The sequence below is a fragment of the Mesorhizobium sp. M0296 genome, from assembly GCF_040321675.1.
Taxonomy (GTDB): domain Bacteria; phylum Pseudomonadota; class Alphaproteobacteria; order Rhizobiales; family Rhizobiaceae; genus Mesorhizobium.
The window spans coordinates 1-18,600 of sequence record NZ_JAMYRZ010000023.1; the positions used below are offsets into that span (position 1 = coordinate 1).

Here is an 18,600-nt window from a genome sequence, read left to right on the forward strand (position 1 = left end):
GAAAAATGGACACCCCTCCGCGACAGTCTGAGCGGCGAAACTGGGGAATTTTACTTCGGCACTTTTGGGGAAAATTCGAGCGGCATTGACAATGGGTTCGGCGATGTGTCCTGTGTCGTTTGCGGGAAGGGTTCGGGTCCTGCGGCGTCATCGGGCCGCGGCGCGTATTCGGGCGTGTGCCAGTGCAAATTCCTCGGCATAAGGGCAGGCCGAAGCCATCGCTACCTTGATGCGGCGCACCGAGACCCGGACCTGTGCACCGATCTTCAGCAGCTTCAACCTGATCGTGCCGCAGGTGGCCTCGGCAAGCCGGGTGTGGGCGAGGCCAAGGCGGCGCAAGGCGCAAATGAGCACGTAGGTAAACGACGCGAACCAGAGCCGCAACTGATTGGCGCGCATGGTATGGGCGCTGGTGCGATCGGCGTAGAAGTCGAGCTGGCACTCTTTGATACGGTTCTCCATGTCGCCGCGGGCGCAGTAGAGATCCTCGTAAAGCACCCGTGCCGCCCAGCGCTCTGGCTGGAGGGACGTCACGATGAAGCGCGGATTGGCGCCCAGCGTCGTCCACTCGGCCTTGGCGACGACCCGTCTTCGGCGTGACCAGCTGTCTAAAGTCGACCACAGGAAGTCGCGGAAGACACGGGCGGCCTGGCCGCTTGCCCTGCAAGACTGGCGGGCTTCCGCCAAGGCCGGGGCGATCTTCGTTTCCAGCCGTTCGTTGCGGGCGACCCCGAACACGTAGTCGACGCGGTTTTGCTCGCACCAGGCCATCACCGCCTCACGGGCAAAGCCGGAATCGGCGCGCAGAATGATGCGGACCCGGGGCCACGACTTGCCGGATTCGCGTCACGATCCGCGCGACCTCCTCGACCGCTCCTTTGCTGGCATCGATGTTGGAACGCCTGAGCTTTGCCGCCAGCAGATGCCGGCCGCAGAAGACGTAGAGCGGCAGGTAGCAGTAGCAGTTGTAGTAGCCGTGGAAGAAGCGGCCTTCCTGCTGGCCGTGCAGCGGATCATCGGTGGCGTCGAGATCGAGCACGATCTCGCCTGGCGGCTTGTCATGGGCTTCCAGGAACAGATCCAGAACAGGGCTTCCATCGCCTCCTTGTCGTAACGGATCTTGTGATAGCGCGTCGGCTCCCCGGCGCGGCCGTGCTCCAGCCGGTTCAGCGTCGACTTGCCGGCAAGGACGCCGCAATCGGAGCGCTTCGGCGTCAGGCTTTCCGACAAGAGCGCCAGCACCGGGTCGTGGCGAGGCGTATCGTGATCGTCGACGTCCTCGTATACCGATTGGAGCAGGCGCCACCGAAGGTGCGTGAGATCGCCTGGAAGGCGCAGTCCCGCCTGACAGCCCGCTACCGCATGCTGAGCGCTCGGGGCAAACGGACAACGGTCGTCTGCACCGCGATCGCCCGTGAACTGGTCGGCTTCATGTGGGCAGTCGCAAGGGAGGCGCGCATCACCTGATCGCTCGCCGCGACGGCGCACATCTCGCGCATGGGCGGAGGCGGGACCACGGCAGGGGAATGCCCGTCAGACGCTTTGTGGCCGGCGAACCGCCGACGCCCGCAGTAAGATAGGAACAGCCCCGGACGCACAATCGGGAATGCGGTAGCCAACCCGCGCATCAGAGCTTGATCACCGACGTCCTTCAGTTCCGCCTCCACCCATGCGCGATCATCAGAATGAGCGGCCGTTCCTCGAACGGGCGACCTCCTGCGTTCCTAACCTTGACAGCGGACATCAGAGCGCTGTTCTCAGGCCACGGCCTCGAACTCGGGAGCCCGGATGTAGGCCCAGGGCAGGAGATCGTCGATCTGGCTGTTAGGATGGCCGTTCACGACCCTGGTGAGGACATCGGCGACATAGCCGAGCGGCTCAACGCTGTTGAGCTCGCAGGTTTCGATCAGCGAGGCGATGACGGCCCAGTGTTCGGCGCCGTCAGAGCCTGCGAACAGCGCATTCTTGCGGTTGAGAGCCATCTCGGGGTCATTCTGCCCATGTTGGGCAGGAGGTCGAGGTCCATTACCGTTGGCACCGTATTTCGGACGTCGGCTTCGCTGCGAGAACAGCGAAGAGCGCGCCAACGGCCGGATCATTCATCTCGTCGTCGCGCCCGGGCATGTCATTACCGCTCCGGCCTGGATGATCGATCCCGTGGCTTGCGCGGCGATGGACCTTGGCTCCCCGCGCGTATCGCTTGCCGTGCTGCTTGAGCTTAACGAGCTCTTGATCGAACGCCGTTTCCGGCGAGGCTCTCCGGATGGTTTCACCATCGCGGAGGCGATATGGCCAGTATTTGATTGCGTTTGGAGCAAATCTTCGGATTCATTTGTCACCTCATCAAGGTCTGGCGGCTCGGATCCAACTTCCTTGCAACTGCCGAAATGCTCAGCCCTTTGGCCAGCTCGGCTAACGCAACCAGACCGCCAGATCAGAAAGAGCACGCTTGCGAAATAGGCCAGCTGAAGGAGCAGCGAACAAGCCATCGTCGTGACGACTACTGTGCGGATGGAATGCGAAGCGAAGTAGACCGTCAGTGCGGTGCTGCACAGCACCAGCCCGAGGACGCGACAAAACATTCTAAAGGGCAACGCCGTTCTCCTGGTTTTGTCTCCTCAGATCATGCTTAGACCTGGTCGGCCGCAACATGCGTCTGGCAGTTCTTCGGGCAGACACGCGCGCAGGCTCCGCAGCCAATGCAGCAGCCTTCCTGGTCGACGACCATGATCATGCGATTGAGTTCGCCGTCGAAATCGTCATCCTCATCGTCGCAGGCGCCGAGGATTTCACCCGCGTCATCGACGCCGTAAAGATGCATGACCTCGCGCGAGCAGACCTTGAAACAGCGGCCGCAGCCGATGCAGGTCGTGCCGTCTATAGCGGTGAGATATTCCGGCATCCATCCGGAGCCGTCGCGGGTGGTGAATGTGCTCCTCATCGTAACTTCTTCATTGCAGCGAGCTCTCTCCTGGCACCATCCAACTCGGCAAAAACGGCCGACGCTTTCTCGGCAACTTCGTCTATCTCAGTCCAGTTGATCGGAAGGTTCTCTGCAAGGTCGCGCAATTTCGTCTTGGCAGCTGCCGCGCGCAGCTGAAGCTTTCGGACTTTCTTCCCCATCTCATCTAGCTTTGACATAAATCCTTCCTCGAAATCGGTTTCTTCATGCCCGTGCCACGTCGGGATAGGCTTCGATGGCTGCAGTCGCATCGTCGACCAGTTTCGTACCGGCCTCCGCGAGCTTCCTGAACGTCTCGAAGCCGAACCGGTGGATGTCTCGACAGAGCGACCAACCGCCCGCCCGCGAACACCAGGCGTCCGAAGCCCCCACGGGTTTCATCTTTGTCATTGGCGACGTCATCAGCCCGGAGCGCTCCTCGATCGCGAGCCCGACGGCGGTGTAGAACATGTCGAGCCTCCACAGCACGTCCGGCTCCGGATCGCCGATGACACGCATCGCACGGCGCTGTTTTCTGGTGACGATGAAGTCGGCCAGCAGCTCCGCGCCCGATTTGCATTCCCACGAGCCGTAGTAGTCTTGAGCACGGATCAGCCGCACGAGGCATCTGACGAACGGTGGCAAGGGGCGCCTCGTCCTCGTTGACCGCAGGGCTGATTGCGGTGTCAGACATTTGGCACACTCCTCATTTCAGCCCTCTTCCTCGAAGCACGATGTCAGTTTTCGGGGACGCCTACTTCGGCCACACTTGCGCAGCCGGCGCCCGGCTCGGGCGGCCGATTCCACGCAATGGATGTCCCAGTCGCCGACCTTGAACACGTCCTGGACCGTGGGTCTTCCACGACTGGCCGAATTCGCGTCGACCATCGCGTCCGCAGGGATTCGGCCGGAGGTTATTACAAGATTGAACTCCAACCTGCGGCAAGCGATGCGCCCTATGCTGCAATGGACATACTTACTGCGGGCTCGCCGCAGACAATGGGCGAATTGGCCAGGGTTCAAATTCCAATTGTCATCCCTTTGCGATCTTTGCTCATCAGGCGACTGCGGTTTGATTTTCAGAAGCCTTGTTTTGCGGAACCACGCAAAGATCCGCGTAACAGGCGTTCTCACCCGTGTAATTGGCCAGGGCTTGGAGCAATGGGGTAAGGTAGTGCTGTTTGATGTGATCCGGCATTCGCTCCTGATCACCCAGCGATTTCAGCGCCACCTCGATCAACTCGATCGCGCGATCCTTGTTGCCGCTCTCGTAATAATACTGAGCGAGCGGGACGTACCAAAGGAATTTAAGGGGGCCGTCCCCTTGTGGAGGATTGAGCGTCAGGATCTGTTCCGAGAGCTTGTCGCCCATCGCAAAGCGCTCAGCATGGGGGAGATGGGAGTTGTCCATTTTGGGGTCGAAGAGTTCGTTCAGGACCGCGACCATCCAAGACACGGTTTGGAATTTTTTGTCGATCACGTCATCGACCAACTTTTGCAGGGCTGGCAAGCCGGCCCGCATGTCGCGCAGCTTGTGAAGCAGTAGATTCGCATGAATGAACCGGAACTCCATATTGTCGGGCAAGGCGAGGCCTTCTTCGACAACCGAGAGCGCCGCCGTCCAATCCTCGGCTTCCATCGCCGGCTGTAGTTTGGCATATATCGGCTCGGTGAGGGTTCGTTCGCGCGCTTCGTGTTGGGAGCTGGCAATCCGCTCCTTATCGGCAGCCTTCGCTTCATCGCTGGTGCGCCAGCTGCCGTTAAGGACTTTCGGCAAAACCTCATCGAGTTGCCCCGGATGACCGATAAAGGCGATGTGGCCGTCTCGGTCGACCACGAATGAGGTCGGAATCCCAAGAGAAAAGCTGGGTTCCATCCAAAACTTGTTCATTTCGCCTGTGGAGTCGAACGCGATCCGAAAGTTCAGATTCGAGCACTTTTCGGTCAACCACGCGTCCAACCTGGTTTGGGCCTCGACGGCCGTTGGAGCCTTTTCACTGGCCGCGACACCGACGACCTCAAGTCCACTGTCCGTGTATTTCTCCTGGAGCTGCACCAGATGGGGCATCGCCGCCACGCATGGTCCGCACGAAGTTGCCCAAAATTCGACGATATACACTTTGCCGGGCTGGAAGTACGTCACGGGCTCGCCACGCAGCCAGTTCTCCACTTTGATCGAAGGAGCCGGTGACCCCATCTGCAATGTCATGTTTTTCTCCAAAGCTATTGCCAAAGGCTGCGCGACTTTATGCGCGAGCTTGTTTCCCCCTTAGGGAGGGGCACGGGTTCAAGCAAAGGAGAGTCACGCGCGTCTGCGTGCAGCCAGCCTTCACTCAGTGTTGTCACACTCTCCGCAAAGGCCGTGCCAGCGCGCTCAGCACGCAATAAGCCCATGATTACGCTTGAACCTCCTATGTGCCCAACATGAGGTGGTATTGAACCCGACATGTGCCGCTGTCAGGTTCTGGACACGTATCACGCGCCACGCTCCGCCAAGGAAAGCGTGGCCACGGATGACTTCACATGTTTTCGAGCGGAGGGACGAGTAGATGGACATCATGACTGCGTTGGCTGCCGCCATGCTCTTATCATCGTCCGCTTCACGCCACGTGGCTAGCTTGAGCTTCTTGCCGTTCCGGTCCTCCACGCGGTAGCGAAATCCCGCCATTTGCACTTCAGGGGGCCGCTCCATCCGAGCTGTGCCCTGCTCGCTTGCGCCTTGCGATTGAATTCCTAGCGACGACATAGGAGTTCTTCACGGCGAAGCCGGTCCAGCTGCGGTGGCAATACCGTCATCGTCAGATTGACGATGATGATCGTGGCGAAACGGGCAGGACGAGTGCCGGCATGCGTCGGCCGATGAACTCCCCTGCAGTTCCTGCAATTGTGTCGTTATCTACTGTGTGCCCCGTGCTTAGGCGCTACGGGGACCGCCTGGTGCGAATGTGAGCACTGTCGGAATTGACCAGCCCAAAGACCGCCCGGTCGCCACGCGGCTCGGGCCGGACCGACTGACGCGCTGAACATAGCGGCCGTCCTCGCCGCTGACCCGGCTACCATCCCCAGGCGATGACACGTGATTGATCGCATCGTTCACGCCGAGGCCCGGCAAGAGCCCGACCGTCGGACTCGAAGGTCGGGCTCTTGCCGCTGCATAGTCGTTGCCGTGTTCAGTTCCCGGCCAGTAGTGAGGGAAATGGTGATAACGCCACTACGATGAGGCTACGGTCCGAACGCGGCCTGCCGCGCTGAAACGACTCTCTTTCTCGACCCGACGCCGGCTCGAGTATCGGTGTTTTGAGCGCATTGAGGACGGCTGGGCCTCTGCCCTGCCGTCGGTCTGCGCATTACGCATTATCTCGGCGAGTTGACCCCAGCGCGCGTTAGAGGAGTCCGGGAATGTTCTTCGCGACGGAGCTTGCAAGTTGCTCGAGGAGCTTCACGAAACCTGCTCGTTTGCCGCGACCTTTCTCCGACTCCGCATCAGATGGTGACCCGGTGACTAGAGTTTCGAACAGCGGCGGTGCCGCTTCGGAACCCGTCAGCGGGCCAAAAACAGCGGCAATGGCGGCTTCCCAACTATCATCTCGTCACGCCACCGAAGAGCCGCTCGCGCAGCCGGCGGCTGCCATAGGCACCCATGACAATCATGTGGCAGACGTGTCGATTGCGTGCTGCGCGAGCACCATAGCCACCGGTTTGCCGGCGCTCGGCAGCCGGTCGACCAACACCCCAGCACCATGCCGAGTGAGATAGGCAGCGATGCCGGCTCCCGGCTCGGCGCCGCTTCCGGTGCGGGTCGCCTCGGGATCGACTAGGGCGACACGAACTTCCTCAGCAATCCAGCGCTTCCCGAACCGAACGGGACGCCTCGACTCGCGAATCCTAGCCGACCAGCACTCGCCGTGGAGACAGAGTCGCCTTAGCGCCCTCCGGCACGACAAGCACCGGCTTACCCGTATCGAACAGGCTGCCGTTGATGACGAGAGGTCCGAGACGAGTGTCTTTGAGAAGTGCGGGGCCGATGATTGTCAGGTCGGTGCAGAGCGCCCGCTGTCGCACCGCGTCACCGACGCTGGCCTGATCGCAGTAGTGGGTATCGACGTCATAGCAAAGCTGCACGGCTCTCAGCTGTTTCTGAATTTCCTGGATGTTGTTTCCAGTCTGGCCATGTCCTGTGAAAAACTTTCGATCTGCCTAAACCGTTGTCCAGTCTGGCGATGGCCTGTGCGCGTTGTTCAGGCCACTCCGGGATGCCATCGCCGAGCAGCGGAGAAGGCATAATGAGCGGCGGAGGCGACATGACCAGTCGCCGACTTCGGCACACAAGCCGGCAGCTGTCCTGACATCCTGATCGGAGTGGTCAACTCCCGTCACACTGAATACGCTTTTTGAAGGCCATCTGACTGCTTCTTTCTAAGTATGTCGTATCTGTAGGCGCGTTTCGAAGCCGCAACACTTGCCCTCAGCACGACGGAGATGGGGGTGGCACTACATCAGTTCGCTGTTCAGCCGTCCGGCCACTCGAGCGAGTGGCAGCGCACCGATGCCTATTCACCGTCAGCTTCAGGCTCAACGTCCGCCTCCTCCAGCGAGTAGCCGTCGGACCTGATGGTTCGAATGACGCTCCCGGCCGACGTCCTCTCCAGCTCCTTTCTGATCCGGCTGATATGGACATCGACGGTGCGTTCACCGACATGGATCTTTTCCCCCCAAGCTGCGTTCTTTAACTCGACTCGGCTGAACACCACGCCGGGAGTCTCGAGCAAATGCCGCAGCAGCTTGAACTGGATCGGTCCAAGGTGGATGTCGTGGCCGTTACCACGGACTCGGCGGGCATCGACGTTCATCTCTAGCCTGCCACAGCGGAGCCAGCTGCCGTTTTCGATCCCGTTTGGACCCGGCTTTGGCAGCGCCAGCTTCGTCCGTAGACAGTCGAGCAGCATCGCCGGCCCGAAGGGCCGCACAAAGCTCTCGTCAATACCTGCCTTCAAGAGATCGAGGTGCTGGTTTTCGGCGCCGGGCGCGATCAGGGCAACAACCAACAGGCCTCTGTTCCGGAACTCCGCCTTGAGCTGGGCACAGATGGTGGACCCTGTCGAGCTTACCGGCTGGCAGTCCAGCACCACGGCCTGCGGCTCCCGTTCACTGGCTAGTGCCAGCGCTTCCTCCACGCTTCTGGCCAGTTCAATCCTGAAGCCATCCACCCCCAGAATGTGGCTGTAGTACAGACACAACTCCGCATCTTGCGAACAGATCAGGACCAGTGGCTTCATCAGCGCTACCCCAAGGACCACATCGGCCTCGACCGCCTCGATTGAGAGGGCTGGCGATCGCATGTCCTCGAGCCTGACATGATCCCCTTGATCGAAAATCGGTTCCATCACGCCCGCGCCACCTCGGGATGAGCCTCAATGGCTGCGATCGCGTCGCCAACCATTTTCGTGCCCGCCTGAGCAAGCTTCCGGAGCGTCTCGAAGCCGAACCTGTGGACGTCGCGCAGCGTCTTCGACAGAGCGACCAACCGCCCGGCCGTGAAAAGCACGCGCCCGAAGCCCTCATGGCTCACCTCCATCATCGGCGATGCCATGAGGCCGCAGCGCTCCTCGATCGCAAGCCCGACGGCGGTGTAAAAGATCTCGAGCCTCCACAGTACGTCCGGATCGGGATCCCCGATGATCGGGATCGCACGGCGCTGTTCCCTGGTGATGATGAAGTCGCCCAGCAGCTCGGCGTCCGATTTGCCTTCCCAAGACCCGTGGGAATCATGAGCCCGGACCAGCCGCACGAGGCATTTGACGAACGGGGTGGCAAGGGCCGCCTCGTCTTCGGCGACAGCAGGGGTAACCACGGCGTCAGACATTTCGCCCACTCCTCATTTCAGTCCTCCTCCTCGAAGGACGGTTTCTGTTCGGCGACACCTGCCTGCGCCAGCACCTTGCGCAGCCAAGGGGGAGGACACGTCCTGAGCATCATCTGCGTGCGCAACAGCACCTCTTGGATGCTTTGGGGGTGCGGCACTTTGATCGGATGAATTTTTGCCGAAACAACCTTGGCTGCCGAAGGCCCCCCGATAGCCAGACAAAACAGGAGATGACAGCCCTTCAGCGCCTCCACCTTCGGGGTGATGCGGTCGTCGCCCTCAGTCCGATGCTTCCCGCTCTCGTCGGAAACGTCATCGAAGGCTACGGCTTCGACGAGATTCCACTCCTCGCGTCCCACGTCGTAGACAGCAAAGCGCCTGGCCGAACCGAAATGGGCGTTGAGGTTCTTCATGTCCTGCGTGGCGATCGCCACGCGCAATGCGCCGGCGTGGCGTTCCGGCGTCGGTGCGTGAACCTCGTCAGTGACGAGTGAGAGGCGACGAACGGGGCCCATGTGGCGTTTCTCGCTTGCGGAGGGGATCAAGTTCTTCAGGTGTCGGCGCCTGCCGGTTAGACTGGAAAATATTGGCAACCTCGAAAACCAAGTCGCGGGTCCCCTGGTAGAGGATTGTGAGCTTGTGCTGGCTGCCGAGCCGGTCGAAGATCGGGAAGCCGACCCGCATGAGCGGAATGCCGAGGCGCTGCGCCGCCTTGCGGCCATGAGAATGGGTGACGAGAAGATCAGCGTCGGCGCCAAGAGCTTCCAAATCGCCGAGATCGCCGATCTGAACCGACTGCGCCGGTACTTCCTCCAAAATTTTCGACATGTTGGTCGTGGTGACCGCTGCCGCGATTTCGGAGCCCATGCCGGTGAAGAAGCTCGCGAGTTGGTAGAGTTGGTCTGGTTCAGCAGCGATCGCAATTTTCTTGCCTCCAAAGTGGAAATGTCCGTCGAGCAACGCGTCCTGCAACTGCGCCCGGCGACGGCGCACCCCAGCTGGCGCCCCCGCGCCCGAAAGCGCGGACAGCAGCGAGACGAACCGGTCGGCGTCCTTCAATCCAGTCAGCGACCGGAACAGCACGTAGGGCACGCCGGTCAACCTCTGCAGCAGCTCGGCCGGGCGGCGCATATGCTCACCGATGACGATGCATTGCTCGGCCGTGCCAAGTTCACGGATATCCTCGACACTGGTGCCGCCATAGGTGGTCGTGACCCAGCGGTCGGGCACCGTACCGTCGAGAGAGCCGGAGACGTCCGGCAGGATCACGGGCTTCAGTCCGAAGCTTTCAACCATCTCACGCAAATGCTCGATATCAGCCACAGTGAGGTTCCAGCCAGGCAGGATCACGATCTTCTTCGACTGCCGCGCCTGCTGGCCGGGCGGCGTAATCCTTTCGATCATCGCGGTGACCGCCTTGGCCCAGCCTTCTTCGATCGCGCCGTCGAAATCCGGTGTGTTGGCCAGCACGACCTCCGTACCTGCGAGTTCTTCGGTGCGCTTCAGCCTGATATTGGCGATATCTCCTGCGCAGTCTTCGCCCCGGGTTTCCACCAGCGCCGTCGTGCAGACCCCGATCAGCGTTGGCTTTGTGCGGGCCTTGAGGTTGAGGATCGCCTCTTCCAGATGGTCTGCCCCGCCGAGGATCGTCGCCACCTCGTCCATCGCCGTTGTCTGCAAGGGAATGGCTTCCTTGAAATGCCGCACGAACAGCACGAGCGCAAAGCTGGTGCACCCCTGGCTGCCGTGGAACAACGGGATCGCGCCGTCGACGCCAAGAAAGGCCAAGGCGGCACCCAGCGGCTGCGATGACTTCAGCGGATTGATCGCCGCCGCTTTGGTCTGGGGAAGGATGCGGACCATCGGCTTTCCTCAACACCCCCCGAAATCGCCGGCCGTCGTGCCGGCGAATTCCTGGACAACATGCAAGGTCGCGGTCTCGCTTTTCGTGCTCGGCAGTTCCTCCCTCACCGCAGGCTGGCAATCCCATGGTGCCGGCTCCCGCACCTGGCGCCAGATCGGGTTATGAATGGCGAGGTCGATCTGGCGTACGAGTTCCACCATGCCGTCATAGCCGGCGTAAGGATGTTGGCGCTCCTGGTTGATATCGAGCCAGGGTGTCTTGGCCTTCAGCGCGATGAACTGCGTGCGCCCGCCCGACAGCATAATATCGGCCTTGTGTTCTGAGAGCATGGCGTAAAGCTCGCGCGGCGCCATCTGCTCGAATATGTGGTTGTCGTCCTTGAGGATCTGCTTGATGCGCTCCTTGTCTTCGACGGTCGACTTCTTGACAGAGGTGCCGACGATCTCGATGCCGATCTCCATCAGCGCATGGACGACCGACCAGGACTTCACACCGCCGGTGTTGAGCAGCACGCGCTTGCCTTCGAGCCTCGGCCGGTAGGCCGCGAGCTTCTTCCAAGCGATGGCCTCCTCCTCTGCAATCAATGCCTCGGTGCGGCCGAGGATCTCCGGATCGGCACCCTTCTTCACGAGCAGCTGAGAGATCTGTCGGAGCGCTTCCGAGGTGTCGGTGATGCCGTAGAAGGAGCCTTCGAAAAACCGGATGTCCCAGCGCTGCTCCATCTTGCGGGCGAGATTGATGAGCGCGGTCGAGCACACCATCATAGCCGCCCGGGCGCGGTGCGCGCAGGCAATGTCGAAATAACGCGCGTCGCCCGGAATGCAGGCGCGCACCCGGATGCCGAGCCGATCCAGCAGCGGCTTCACCAGCCAGAATTCGCCCGAGAGGTTGAATTCGCCAAGGATATTGATGTCGTAAGGGCCGGCATCGTCGGGCTCCACGGTGCCGATGACATGATCGAGCAACGCCTCGCCGGCAAGCTTGTTGCCAAGATTCTTGGAGCCGACGAAGCCCGGCGCATTGACCGGCACCACCGGCAGGCCGAACTTTTCCGCCGCGCGCCTGCAGACGGCCTCGATGTCGTCGCCGATCAGCGCCGTCACGCAGGTCGGATAGACGAAGATAGCCGGCGGCCCATAAGCTTCCTTGATCTCGCGGATCGCTTTGAAGAGCTTCCGCTCGCCCTGCCCCATCACAACATCGAGTTCGGTGAGGTCGGTCGTGAAGCTCGTGCGCCACAGCGTTGGCCCGGACGAAGCCGCACCGCGGTTGTCCCAGGAATTGCCCTCGCAGGCGAGGGGCGCATGGATCAGGTGCGCGACGTCGGTGATCGGCTGCAGCACGATCTTGGCGCCATCAAAGGCACAGCCGCCCGCCGCCGCCCCGGGGGTCAGTGGCTTCGAACAGCCCTCCTTGCGCGCCTTGGCATCCTTGCCGCGGTTCTGCTCGCAGGCGGGCTCGTTGAAAACATCCTGGATTTTGGCTCTGAGCGAGGACATTGCGTCGGTCTCCAAAGTCCCTCGGGAAGACGACCGGCCTCACCGATGAGCCGGCCGCCACTCTTAGCGGGTGAGGTCATACGAATAGTCCGTCACGCCCGTCTCGCTTGTCTCGCGATCGAGCTTGTCGAAGATCTTGTCGAGGATCGTCGTCAGGACGCGCAACCCGCCTTGGTAGCCCATAAGCGCAAACCGATGGTGATGGTGGCGGTCGAAGATCGGAAACGTCAGCCGGATCAGCGGCGTGCCGGTGTCGCGCTCCAGATACTTGCCATAGGAGTTGCCGATCAGCAGGTCCACCGGCTCGGTGAAGAGCAGCGAGCGCATCGCCCAGAGGTCCTTGCCCGCCCAGACTTGAGCATCCTTGCCGAAGGGCGATGATGCAAGCAGTTCCTTCAACTCCGCTTCCCATGCCGAGGTGCCGTTGGTGGCGAGGCAATGGGTCGGCTCGCCGCCCGTCTCCATGATGAAGCGGGCCACGGCGTAGACAAAGTCCGGATCGCCGTAGACGGCGTATTTCTTACCGTGCAGCCAGGATTGGCTGTCCGCCATGGCGTCGACAAGTCGGCCGCGCTCCAGGCGGATTGTCTCGGGGATTTGCTTGCCGGAAATCGCGGAGACCTCCATCAGGAAGTCGTCGGTCGCCTGGACTCCGAGCGGATAATGAAACGAGGCCGTCGCCTGCCCTCGCCCCTCGCAATACTCCAGTGTTTTTCGGGTGTTGTAATGCTGTAGCGAAAGTGTCGCCTCGGCGTTGAGTGCTTTCCTCACGTCTTCGATCTTCGTGCCGCCGTCGTACATGCGGTATTCGCCGTCCGACGGCGTGTCGAACTGGTCAGAGGCGTCTTGGATGAAGGTATATGACACGCCCAGCAGATCGAGCAGGCGCTTGAGTTCCCGGTTGTTGCCCACGCAAAAGCCGTCGAAACCCGGAATGATGTTGATGGTTCCCTCGGCTTCCGTTCGCTCCTCGCCTTTCCAGAAGTGCTCCAAAATGCCCTTGACCGTAACGTCGTAGCCATCGACATGGCTGCCGACGAAGGCTGGCGTGTGGGCGAAGGGCACGTCGAAGTCGCGCGGGACGGAGCCTTCGTCCTTGGCGTTCTCGATGAAGCTGTGCAGGTCGTCGCCTATGACCTCCGCCATACAAGTGGTCGAGACGGCGATCATCTTCGGGTCGTAGAGTTGGTACGTGTTGGCGAGCCCGTCGACCATGTTCTTCAGGCCGCCGAACACTGCCGCATCCTCGGTCATCGAGGAGGAAACCGCCGAAGCAGGCTCCTTGAAATGGCGCGACAGGTGCGAGCGGTAGTAGGCCACGCAGCCCTGGCTGCCGTGGACGAAGGACATGGTTCGCTCGAAACCGGCGGCCGCGAACACCGCGCCGAGCGGCTGGCAGGCTTTGGCGGGGTTCACGACAAGCGCTTCGCGAGCGAGGTTCTTTTCGCGGTATTCCCACGTCTTGGTGAATTCGCCTTGGTCGGTAACGACCTGGTCCGGGTGAGGACATTCGAAATTCAGCCTCTTCTCGGCGAGCATCTGCCTGTATTCCGGCTCGCGGAACAGGGGCGCGTGGTCGAGAACTTTTTCAGCCGACTGCGGCATGGGTGGTTACCTCTTCTCCATCTGGCCCGCCATACGGCGGCACAGGGACGTCGAAACGTTTCAGGTCTCCCGCGGACAAAAGGGCCACAGGCGTTCAACGGCCTCCCGGCTTCCGGGAGGCCAGGTTTTCATTCGGCTGCGATCGCCGCCGACGGCTCGGCTTTTTTCTTCCAGGGGGCGTCGTAGAGGTTCCAGACTGGGTTGTTGATGGCCAGATCCATGTCGCGGGCGAAGATGGCGAAGCCGTCGTAGCCGTGATACGGGCCGGAATAATCCCAGGAATGCATCTGACGGAACGGTATGCCCATCTTCTGGACCGGGTACTTTTCTTTGACGCCGGAACCAACGAGATCAGGACGGATCCCCTCGATGAACTTCTCCAGCTCGTAACCAGTCACGTCGTCATAGATCAGCGTGCCCTTCTTCACGTAATGGCCGGTACGCTGATAGTCGTCGTTATGGCCAAATTCATAGCCAGTGCCGACGATCACCATGCCCAGATCCTCATATGCCGTGACGACGTGACGGGGGCGCAGCCCGCCGACATAGAGCATCACCGTCCTGCCTTCGAGGCGCGGCCGGTATTTAGCGATGACGGCATCGACCAACGGCCGGTATTTGGCGATGACCGCCTCGGCCTTGGCCTCGATTTCCGGCCCGAAATGCTTGGCTATCTTGCGCAGAGAGGCTTCGGTCTGGGAGGGGCCGAAGAAATTATACTCCATCCAGTCGATGCCATACTTTTCCTCCATGTGCCGGCAGATGTAGTTCATCGACCTGTAGCAATGGATGAGATTGAGCTTGGCCTTCGGCGCGCGCTCTATTTCGGCCAGTGTAGCGTCGCCCGACCAGTTGCCGACCACGCGCAGGCCCATCTCCTCGAGCAGGATGCGCGAAGCCCAGGCGTCGCCGCCGATGTTGTAGTCGCCGATCACATTGACATCGTACGGGCTGGCCTCGAACTCGATGTCCTTCTTCTCGAACACCCAGTCGCGGATCGCATCGTTGGCGATGTGGTGGCCGAGCGATTGCGAGACGCCGCGGAAGCCCTCGCAGCGCACCGGCACGATCGTCTTTTCGTGCTCCTTGGCCTTGTTGCGGGACACAGCTTCGGTGTCGTCGCCAATCAGGCCAATCGGACATTCGGATTGCACGGTGACGCCCTTGTTCAGCGGAAACAGTTCCTCGATCTCGTCGATGACCTGTTCCAGCTTCTTGTCGCCGCCGAAAACAATGTCCCTCTCCTGGAAATCGGAGGTGAACTGCATTGTCACGAACGTGTCGATGCCCGTCGTGCCAACGTAGTAGTTGCGGCGTTGCGACCAGGAATATTGCCCGCAGCCGACCGGGCCGTGCGAGATATGGACCATATCCTTGACTGGACCCCACACCACGCCTTTCGAGCCGGCATAGGCGCAGCCGCGAATCGTCATCACTCCGGGGATGGACTTGATGTTCGATTTGACCTCGCATTCGGAAAGGACCTCGCTTTCCTCGCCAGCCTCGTCGCCGCTCGTTGCGACGCTCAGGTGCTTTTTGCGGCGCTTCGCCGCCTTGTCAGGATATTGCGACAGCACCTCCTCGATCAGCTTCGCATGGAGGGCGCCGTCATTCTCGTATTCCAGGCTCATGGGACCCCTTTCAAGGTTCAGGGTGACGCCTCACCAACGAGGCGCCGTTCTTTGAAAGGCGCGCCAGGTCAAGGCCGCGCCTCGTTCGGCAGCGGTCGTTACTGTGCGGCCGCCTTGGCCGCTTCCTTGACCTGAAGCTCGGCAAGCATCTGCTCGTCAGTCTTCATGATGCCGAAGTCGAGCAGCATGTCCTCGAGCTCCTCCATGGTGATAGGGGTGGGGATGGTGCCCTGGCCCGAATTGGCATGGATCTTCTCGGCCAACGCCCGGTATTCCCCGGCCTGCTTGGAGTCCGGCGCATATTGAATGACAGACATCTTCCTGAGTTCGGCGTGCTGGACGATGTTGTCGCGCGGCACGAAGTGGATAAGCTTGGAATTGAGCCTGGAAGCCAGCGCTTCGGCGAGGTCGAGCTCGCGATCGGTTTGGCGCTCGTTGCAGATCAGGCCGCCGAGCCGCACGCCGCCCGAATGGGCGTATTTCAGGATGCCCTTGGCGATGTTGTTGGCGGCATAGAGTGCCATCATCTCGCCGGACATGACGATGTAGATTTCCTGGGCCTTGTTCTCGCGGATCGGCATCGCGAAGCCGCCGCACACCACGTCCCCGAGCACGTCATAGGAGACATAGTCGACATCGTCATAGGCGCCGTTCTCCTCGAGGAAGTTGATCGAGGTGATGACGCCTCGGCCGGCGCAGCCGACACCCGGCTCGGGGCCGCCGGATTCCACGCACTTGATGCCTTTGTAGCCGACCTTTAGCACGTCCTGGAGTTCGAGATCTTCCACCGAACCTTCTTGTGCTGCCAGGTGCAGGACCGTATCCTGCGCCTTCGCGTTCAGGATCAGGCGGGTGGAGTCGGCTTTGGGGTCGCAGCCGACGATGAGGATCCTTTGCCCGAGGTCGACAAGGGCGGCGAGCGTATTTTGGGATGTCGTCGATTTGCCGATCCCCCCCTTGCCGTAGAACGCGATCTGACGCAGACCTGACATGTAGCTTTCCTTCTTTGTTCCATTGGCGGCTGCCCGCGACATGAATACCGGCCGACAGCTCTCGCCGCCTCGCACCTAAGGGTTTCAAGACTCGTGCCAACTTGGCTGATTGGGCCGGAGAAGAAAATTTGTGAATGCTTTTCAGAGATTTAGCTTGAGGCCAAAGAAAGGATCATCGGAACAAGCCGTGTAGCGGACCCGACAATGGCGACACAAAGCGTGGGATCGCGATCCTCAGTCACGCATTCGTTCGAACCGCATCGTTGTGTTGAGGTGAGCGAACAGCATCTCGACCCGCTTGCGTTAATTGCGGGATGCTGCGAACTCTTCTGTTCCGGTGAGCTGACGTGCTTGGTCTCGCGTGTCCTCATCGAAACTGCGCGGAATGTTGCGCGCCACGCTGGCATACCATCGATCCACGGCCATCCATCCGGGGCCAAAGGCGATGATTCCGCCATATCACACCCAAGGCGACTCGGCTCACTTATCGGGCAGGAGTTCAGTATCGGCGTCATCGCCTTCACATGTGCGTCAATCCGCTCGAGCACTTTCCCCGCGACAACGTCGCGCTCAGGCAGATGCCACCAGTGCTCATTGACGAGTTCGACGGTCTCGACCACTGCCTTCAGGACTGCCGGCTCCGGAAGCCTTGCGCGGTTCGCAAATGCCTTCCATCGCGGTGCTGCTAGCGCCTTGACGAGCGCTCCCCTCCAAGCGAAAACGCCATGGCGTCGGCGGGAATATATGGCACGGTCGACAAAACGTCGTAGATTGGTGCAAGCACCGGCTTGTCGCCGTTACCGGGATAAATCAAAGACCAGTTCTTCAGGTGCATGTCGCCATTGCCGGTGATGACCGTCAGCACCAGGCGGCGGACGAATTCGAGAGCCGCCGTAGGCGAGACGGCCACGCCAAGAGCCGAGGTTATGTCATGGTAAGCGGCTCCCTCATATTTGCGCGAGGGATAGACACCGAAGACCTGAGCGAAATCCTCGATGTGTATCCTCTCGCCATCGGCGCCGCGATCGAAGCGTTTGACGAGAAGGACCTTGCCCTCCGACAGCGTGTTGAATTCTTCGGGAAAGCCCTCAAAATCGGACTTCTCGACCAGTTCGCATTCGGGAACCTCCATGCCGATTGCTGCGGCCAGCGCCAGGTTGGCGAATTCGTTCTCCGAAACGCCCGGAAACACCGTTGAAGAAAACTTGGCGATGTACCGGCCTTGCTCGTCGTCCATCGGCAAGGTAAGGCCCCCGCCTTTTCCAGTTTCCATTCTGACCGACAGCTTCATCTGCACGCCGGCAAGTGAGAACCGTGCCTTGGGGTCATCCTTTGAAGCATCCTGCGAAACCGCTATCGCGCCGTCACTGGGCAACGCCCGTACGGCTCCCGGCAGATCGGCGCCCAGCGCCGCTAAAAGATCGAAATCATTGCCTGGCCGCACATTGCCTTCATGGTGCTTTTCGCCCCGTCGGCGAGTGGGACGCCCAATGCGTCGCGGCCCCCTACCCGTTCGGCCGTTCCGTCGTACCAGGCGAGCGTCTCGTAGCCGCGAAAGCTGCTCACGCGACCGTTTCGCGATCTCGGCCCGTTCAACGCCGTTCTGGGACGGGAAACCAAGCGAATGGCTGGCGAAACGGCTCCGCCGCAGCCGGCCTCGATCACAAGAACCCGGCGTCGGGCGTGAGCAACTCGACGTCGGATTGCATTGAAGCTTCAGCCAGGGCGGCTAAGTACGGATCGTTGTGAGCGACACGCTTCGGACTCCCATTCGATTGCCCGACTTTGGCTCATGCCGGGACGGGCGGTATTCTGAGGGTGTCTGCGCACCATGTTCATGGTGGCCGACTCTGAAGCGGCGCCCAATCGGAAACATTAGCATCTCCGCGTTTTGGCGTGGCTGCTTAAACTCTTCGACGGTAACCGCCTCAAGTAGCAGGTCCAAGGCTTCGCGCCCCCTCCGACTTATCGGGTCATCGCCCCGCAGGTAGTGATACGCTCGATCTAAATGCACCCGCGCGGCGGAAAAATCGCTTGTCATATGACCCTCTCAGTTACCGCCCGCATTAGCCGTCTAGGAGGTGAGGGAGGCGCAATCGTTAGTATCCACAGACGGATTTGATTTAAATCGCTGATGATCCGGGAGAAACCAGGGCGCTGGCTGGTCTTGATGCGAGAGCCTCGCCGGATGGGTAGTATGCCACG

At 60.8% G+C, this 18,600-nt stretch carries 14 protein-coding genes and 4 pseudogenes; 1 reads left to right on the top strand and 17 read right to left on the bottom strand.

The window, feature by feature from the left end; all coding sequences use genetic code 11:
* Positions 1-147: 147 nt before the first annotated feature.
* Positions 148-1,284, bottom strand: a pseudogene (locus NKI97_RS21335) (IS1380 family transposase); the annotation flags it as partial.
* Here NKI97_RS21335 and NKI97_RS21340 point away from each other — a divergent pair.
* A pseudogene (locus tag NKI97_RS21340) lies at positions 1,282-1,467 on the top strand (IS110 family transposase); the annotation flags it as partial. The pseudogenes NKI97_RS21335 and NKI97_RS21340 sit on opposite strands and share 3 nt — an antisense overlap.
* A gap of 290 nt (positions 1,468-1,757) precedes the next feature.
* On the opposite strand, the pseudogene NKI97_RS21345 reads toward NKI97_RS21340, so the two are convergent.
* From NKI97_RS21345 to NKI97_RS21420, 16 genes and pseudogenes are all read right to left on the bottom strand, one after another.
* Positions 1,758-1,982: pseudogene (locus tag NKI97_RS21345) on the bottom strand (transposase domain-containing protein); the annotation flags it as partial.
* A gap of 117 nt (positions 1,983-2,099) precedes the next feature.
* On the bottom strand, positions 2,100-2,582 hold the full coding sequence (locus NKI97_RS21350) for an exopolysaccharide production repressor protein (protein WP_352836532.1): 483 nt from the start codon (positions 2,580-2,582) through the stop codon (positions 2,100-2,102).
* 47 nt (positions 2,583-2,629) lie between these two features.
* Entirely contained in the window at positions 2,630-2,941 is a 312-nt protein-coding gene (gene fdxB / locus NKI97_RS21355) for a ferredoxin III, nif-specific (protein ID WP_352836441.1), read from the bottom strand.
* On the bottom strand, positions 2,938-3,141 hold the full coding sequence (locus tag NKI97_RS21360; RefSeq protein WP_352836444.1) for a CCE_0567 family metalloprotein: 204 nt from the start codon (positions 3,139-3,141) through the stop codon (positions 2,938-2,940). Before NKI97_RS21360 ends, fdxB begins: the two co-directional genes overlap by 4 nt.
* 25 nt (positions 3,142-3,166) lie before the next feature.
* Positions 3,167-3,562, bottom strand: coding sequence for a NifX-associated nitrogen fixation protein (locus tag NKI97_RS21365; RefSeq protein ID WP_352836447.1), 396 nt, complete (start codon positions 3,560-3,562; stop codon positions 3,167-3,169).
* 436 nt (positions 3,563-3,998) lie between these two features.
* Positions 3,999-5,150 carry a TlpA disulfide reductase family protein gene (locus NKI97_RS21370; RefSeq protein WP_352836450.1) on the bottom strand — a complete coding sequence of 384 codons (1,152 nt, stop codon included), beginning with the start codon at positions 5,148-5,150 and terminating at the stop codon, positions 3,999-4,001.
* A gap of 1,676 nt (positions 5,151-6,826) precedes the next feature.
* The gene (locus tag NKI97_RS21375) at positions 6,827-7,063 is read right to left on the bottom strand and encodes a hypothetical protein (RefSeq protein ID WP_352836453.1); all 237 of its coding nucleotides are present in this window, start codon (positions 7,061-7,063) and stop codon (positions 6,827-6,829) included.
* 428 nt (positions 7,064-7,491) lie between these two features.
* Positions 7,492-8,325 (bottom strand): response regulator transcription factor, encoded by an 834-nt coding sequence (locus NKI97_RS21380; protein WP_352836456.1) that lies wholly within the window; start codon positions 8,323-8,325, stop codon positions 7,492-7,494.
* The gene (locus NKI97_RS21385) at positions 8,325-8,804 is read right to left on the bottom strand and encodes a NifX-associated nitrogen fixation protein (RefSeq protein WP_352836459.1); all 480 of its coding nucleotides are present in this window, start codon (positions 8,802-8,804) and stop codon (positions 8,325-8,327) included. The genes NKI97_RS21380 and NKI97_RS21385 overlap by 1 nt, the downstream gene beginning before the upstream one ends.
* 17 nt (positions 8,805-8,821) lie before the next feature.
* Complete coding sequence (gene nifX / locus NKI97_RS21390; RefSeq protein WP_352836462.1) at positions 8,822-9,319, bottom strand: nitrogen fixation protein NifX; 498 nt, start codon at positions 9,317-9,319, stop codon at positions 8,822-8,824.
* Positions 9,285-10,667: a nitrogenase iron-molybdenum cofactor biosynthesis protein NifN gene (nifN, locus tag NKI97_RS21395; protein ID WP_352836464.1), complete on the bottom strand. Its 1,383-nt coding sequence runs from the start codon at positions 10,665-10,667 to the stop codon at positions 9,285-9,287. The genes nifX and nifN overlap by 35 nt, the downstream gene beginning before the upstream one ends.
* Before the next feature lie 9 nt (positions 10,668-10,676).
* Positions 10,677-12,167 carry a nitrogenase iron-molybdenum cofactor biosynthesis protein NifE gene (gene nifE, locus NKI97_RS21400; RefSeq protein WP_352836466.1) on the bottom strand — a complete coding sequence of 497 codons (1,491 nt, stop codon included), beginning with the start codon at positions 12,165-12,167 and terminating at the stop codon, positions 10,677-10,679.
* A 63-nt stretch (positions 12,168-12,230) separates the two neighbouring features.
* On the bottom strand, positions 12,231-13,772 hold the full coding sequence (nifK, locus tag NKI97_RS21405) for a nitrogenase molybdenum-iron protein subunit beta (protein WP_023722634.1): 1,542 nt from the start codon (positions 13,770-13,772) through the stop codon (positions 12,231-12,233).
* Positions 13,773-13,900: 128 nt separating this feature from the next.
* The gene (gene nifD, locus NKI97_RS21410; protein WP_352836469.1) at positions 13,901-15,403 is read right to left on the bottom strand and encodes a nitrogenase molybdenum-iron protein alpha chain; all 1,503 of its coding nucleotides are present in this window, start codon (positions 15,401-15,403) and stop codon (positions 13,901-13,903) included.
* A 98-nt stretch (positions 15,404-15,501) separates the two neighbouring features.
* Complete coding sequence (nifH, locus tag NKI97_RS21415) at positions 15,502-16,395, bottom strand: nitrogenase iron protein (protein WP_031195212.1); 894 nt, start codon at positions 16,393-16,395, stop codon at positions 15,502-15,504.
* 491 nt (positions 16,396-16,886) lie between these two features.
* A pseudogene (locus NKI97_RS21420) lies at positions 16,887-17,929 on the bottom strand (type II toxin-antitoxin system HipA family toxin); the annotation flags it as partial.
* Between the last annotated feature and the right edge of the window lie 671 nt (positions 17,930-18,600).

Coding starts and splice junctions, on each gene's coding strand:
- NKI97_RS21370 (WP_352836450.1), bottom strand. CDS start 5,150: ATGACATTGCAGATGGGGTCACCGGCTCCTTCGATCAAAGTGGAGAAC.
- nifN (WP_352836464.1), bottom strand. CDS start 10,667: ATGGTCCGCATCCTTCCCCAGACCAAAGCGGCGGCGATCAATCCGCTG.
- nifH (WP_031195212.1), bottom strand. CDS start 16,395: ATGTCAGGTCTGCGTCAGATCGCGTTCTACGGCAAGGGGGGGATCGGC.
- NKI97_RS21380 (WP_352836456.1), bottom strand. CDS start 8,325: ATGGAACCGATTTTCGATCAAGGGGATCATGTCAGGCTCGAGGACATG.
- fdxB (WP_352836441.1), bottom strand. CDS start 2,941: ATGAGGAGCACATTCACCACCCGCGACGGCTCCGGATGGATGCCGGAA.
- nifE (WP_352836466.1), bottom strand. CDS start 12,167: ATGTCCTCGCTCAGAGCCAAAATCCAGGATGTTTTCAACGAGCCCGCC.
- NKI97_RS21385 (WP_352836459.1), bottom strand. CDS start 8,804: ATGTCTGACGCCGTGGTTACCCCTGCTGTCGCCGAAGACGAGGCGGCC.
- nifD (WP_352836469.1), bottom strand. CDS start 15,403: ATGAGCCTGGAATACGAGAATGACGGCGCCCTCCATGCGAAGCTGATC.
- NKI97_RS21360 (WP_352836444.1), bottom strand. CDS start 3,141: ATGTCAAAGCTAGATGAGATGGGGAAGAAAGTCCGAAAGCTTCAGCTG.
- NKI97_RS21350 (WP_352836532.1), bottom strand. CDS start 2,582: ATGTTTTGTCGCGTCCTCGGGCTGGTGCTGTGCAGCACCGCACTGACG.
- nifX (WP_352836462.1), bottom strand. CDS start 9,319: ATGGGCCCCGTTCGTCGCCTCTCACTCGTCACTGACGAGGTTCACGCA.
- nifK (WP_023722634.1), bottom strand. CDS start 13,772: ATGCCGCAGTCGGCTGAAAAAGTTCTCGACCACGCGCCCCTGTTCCGC.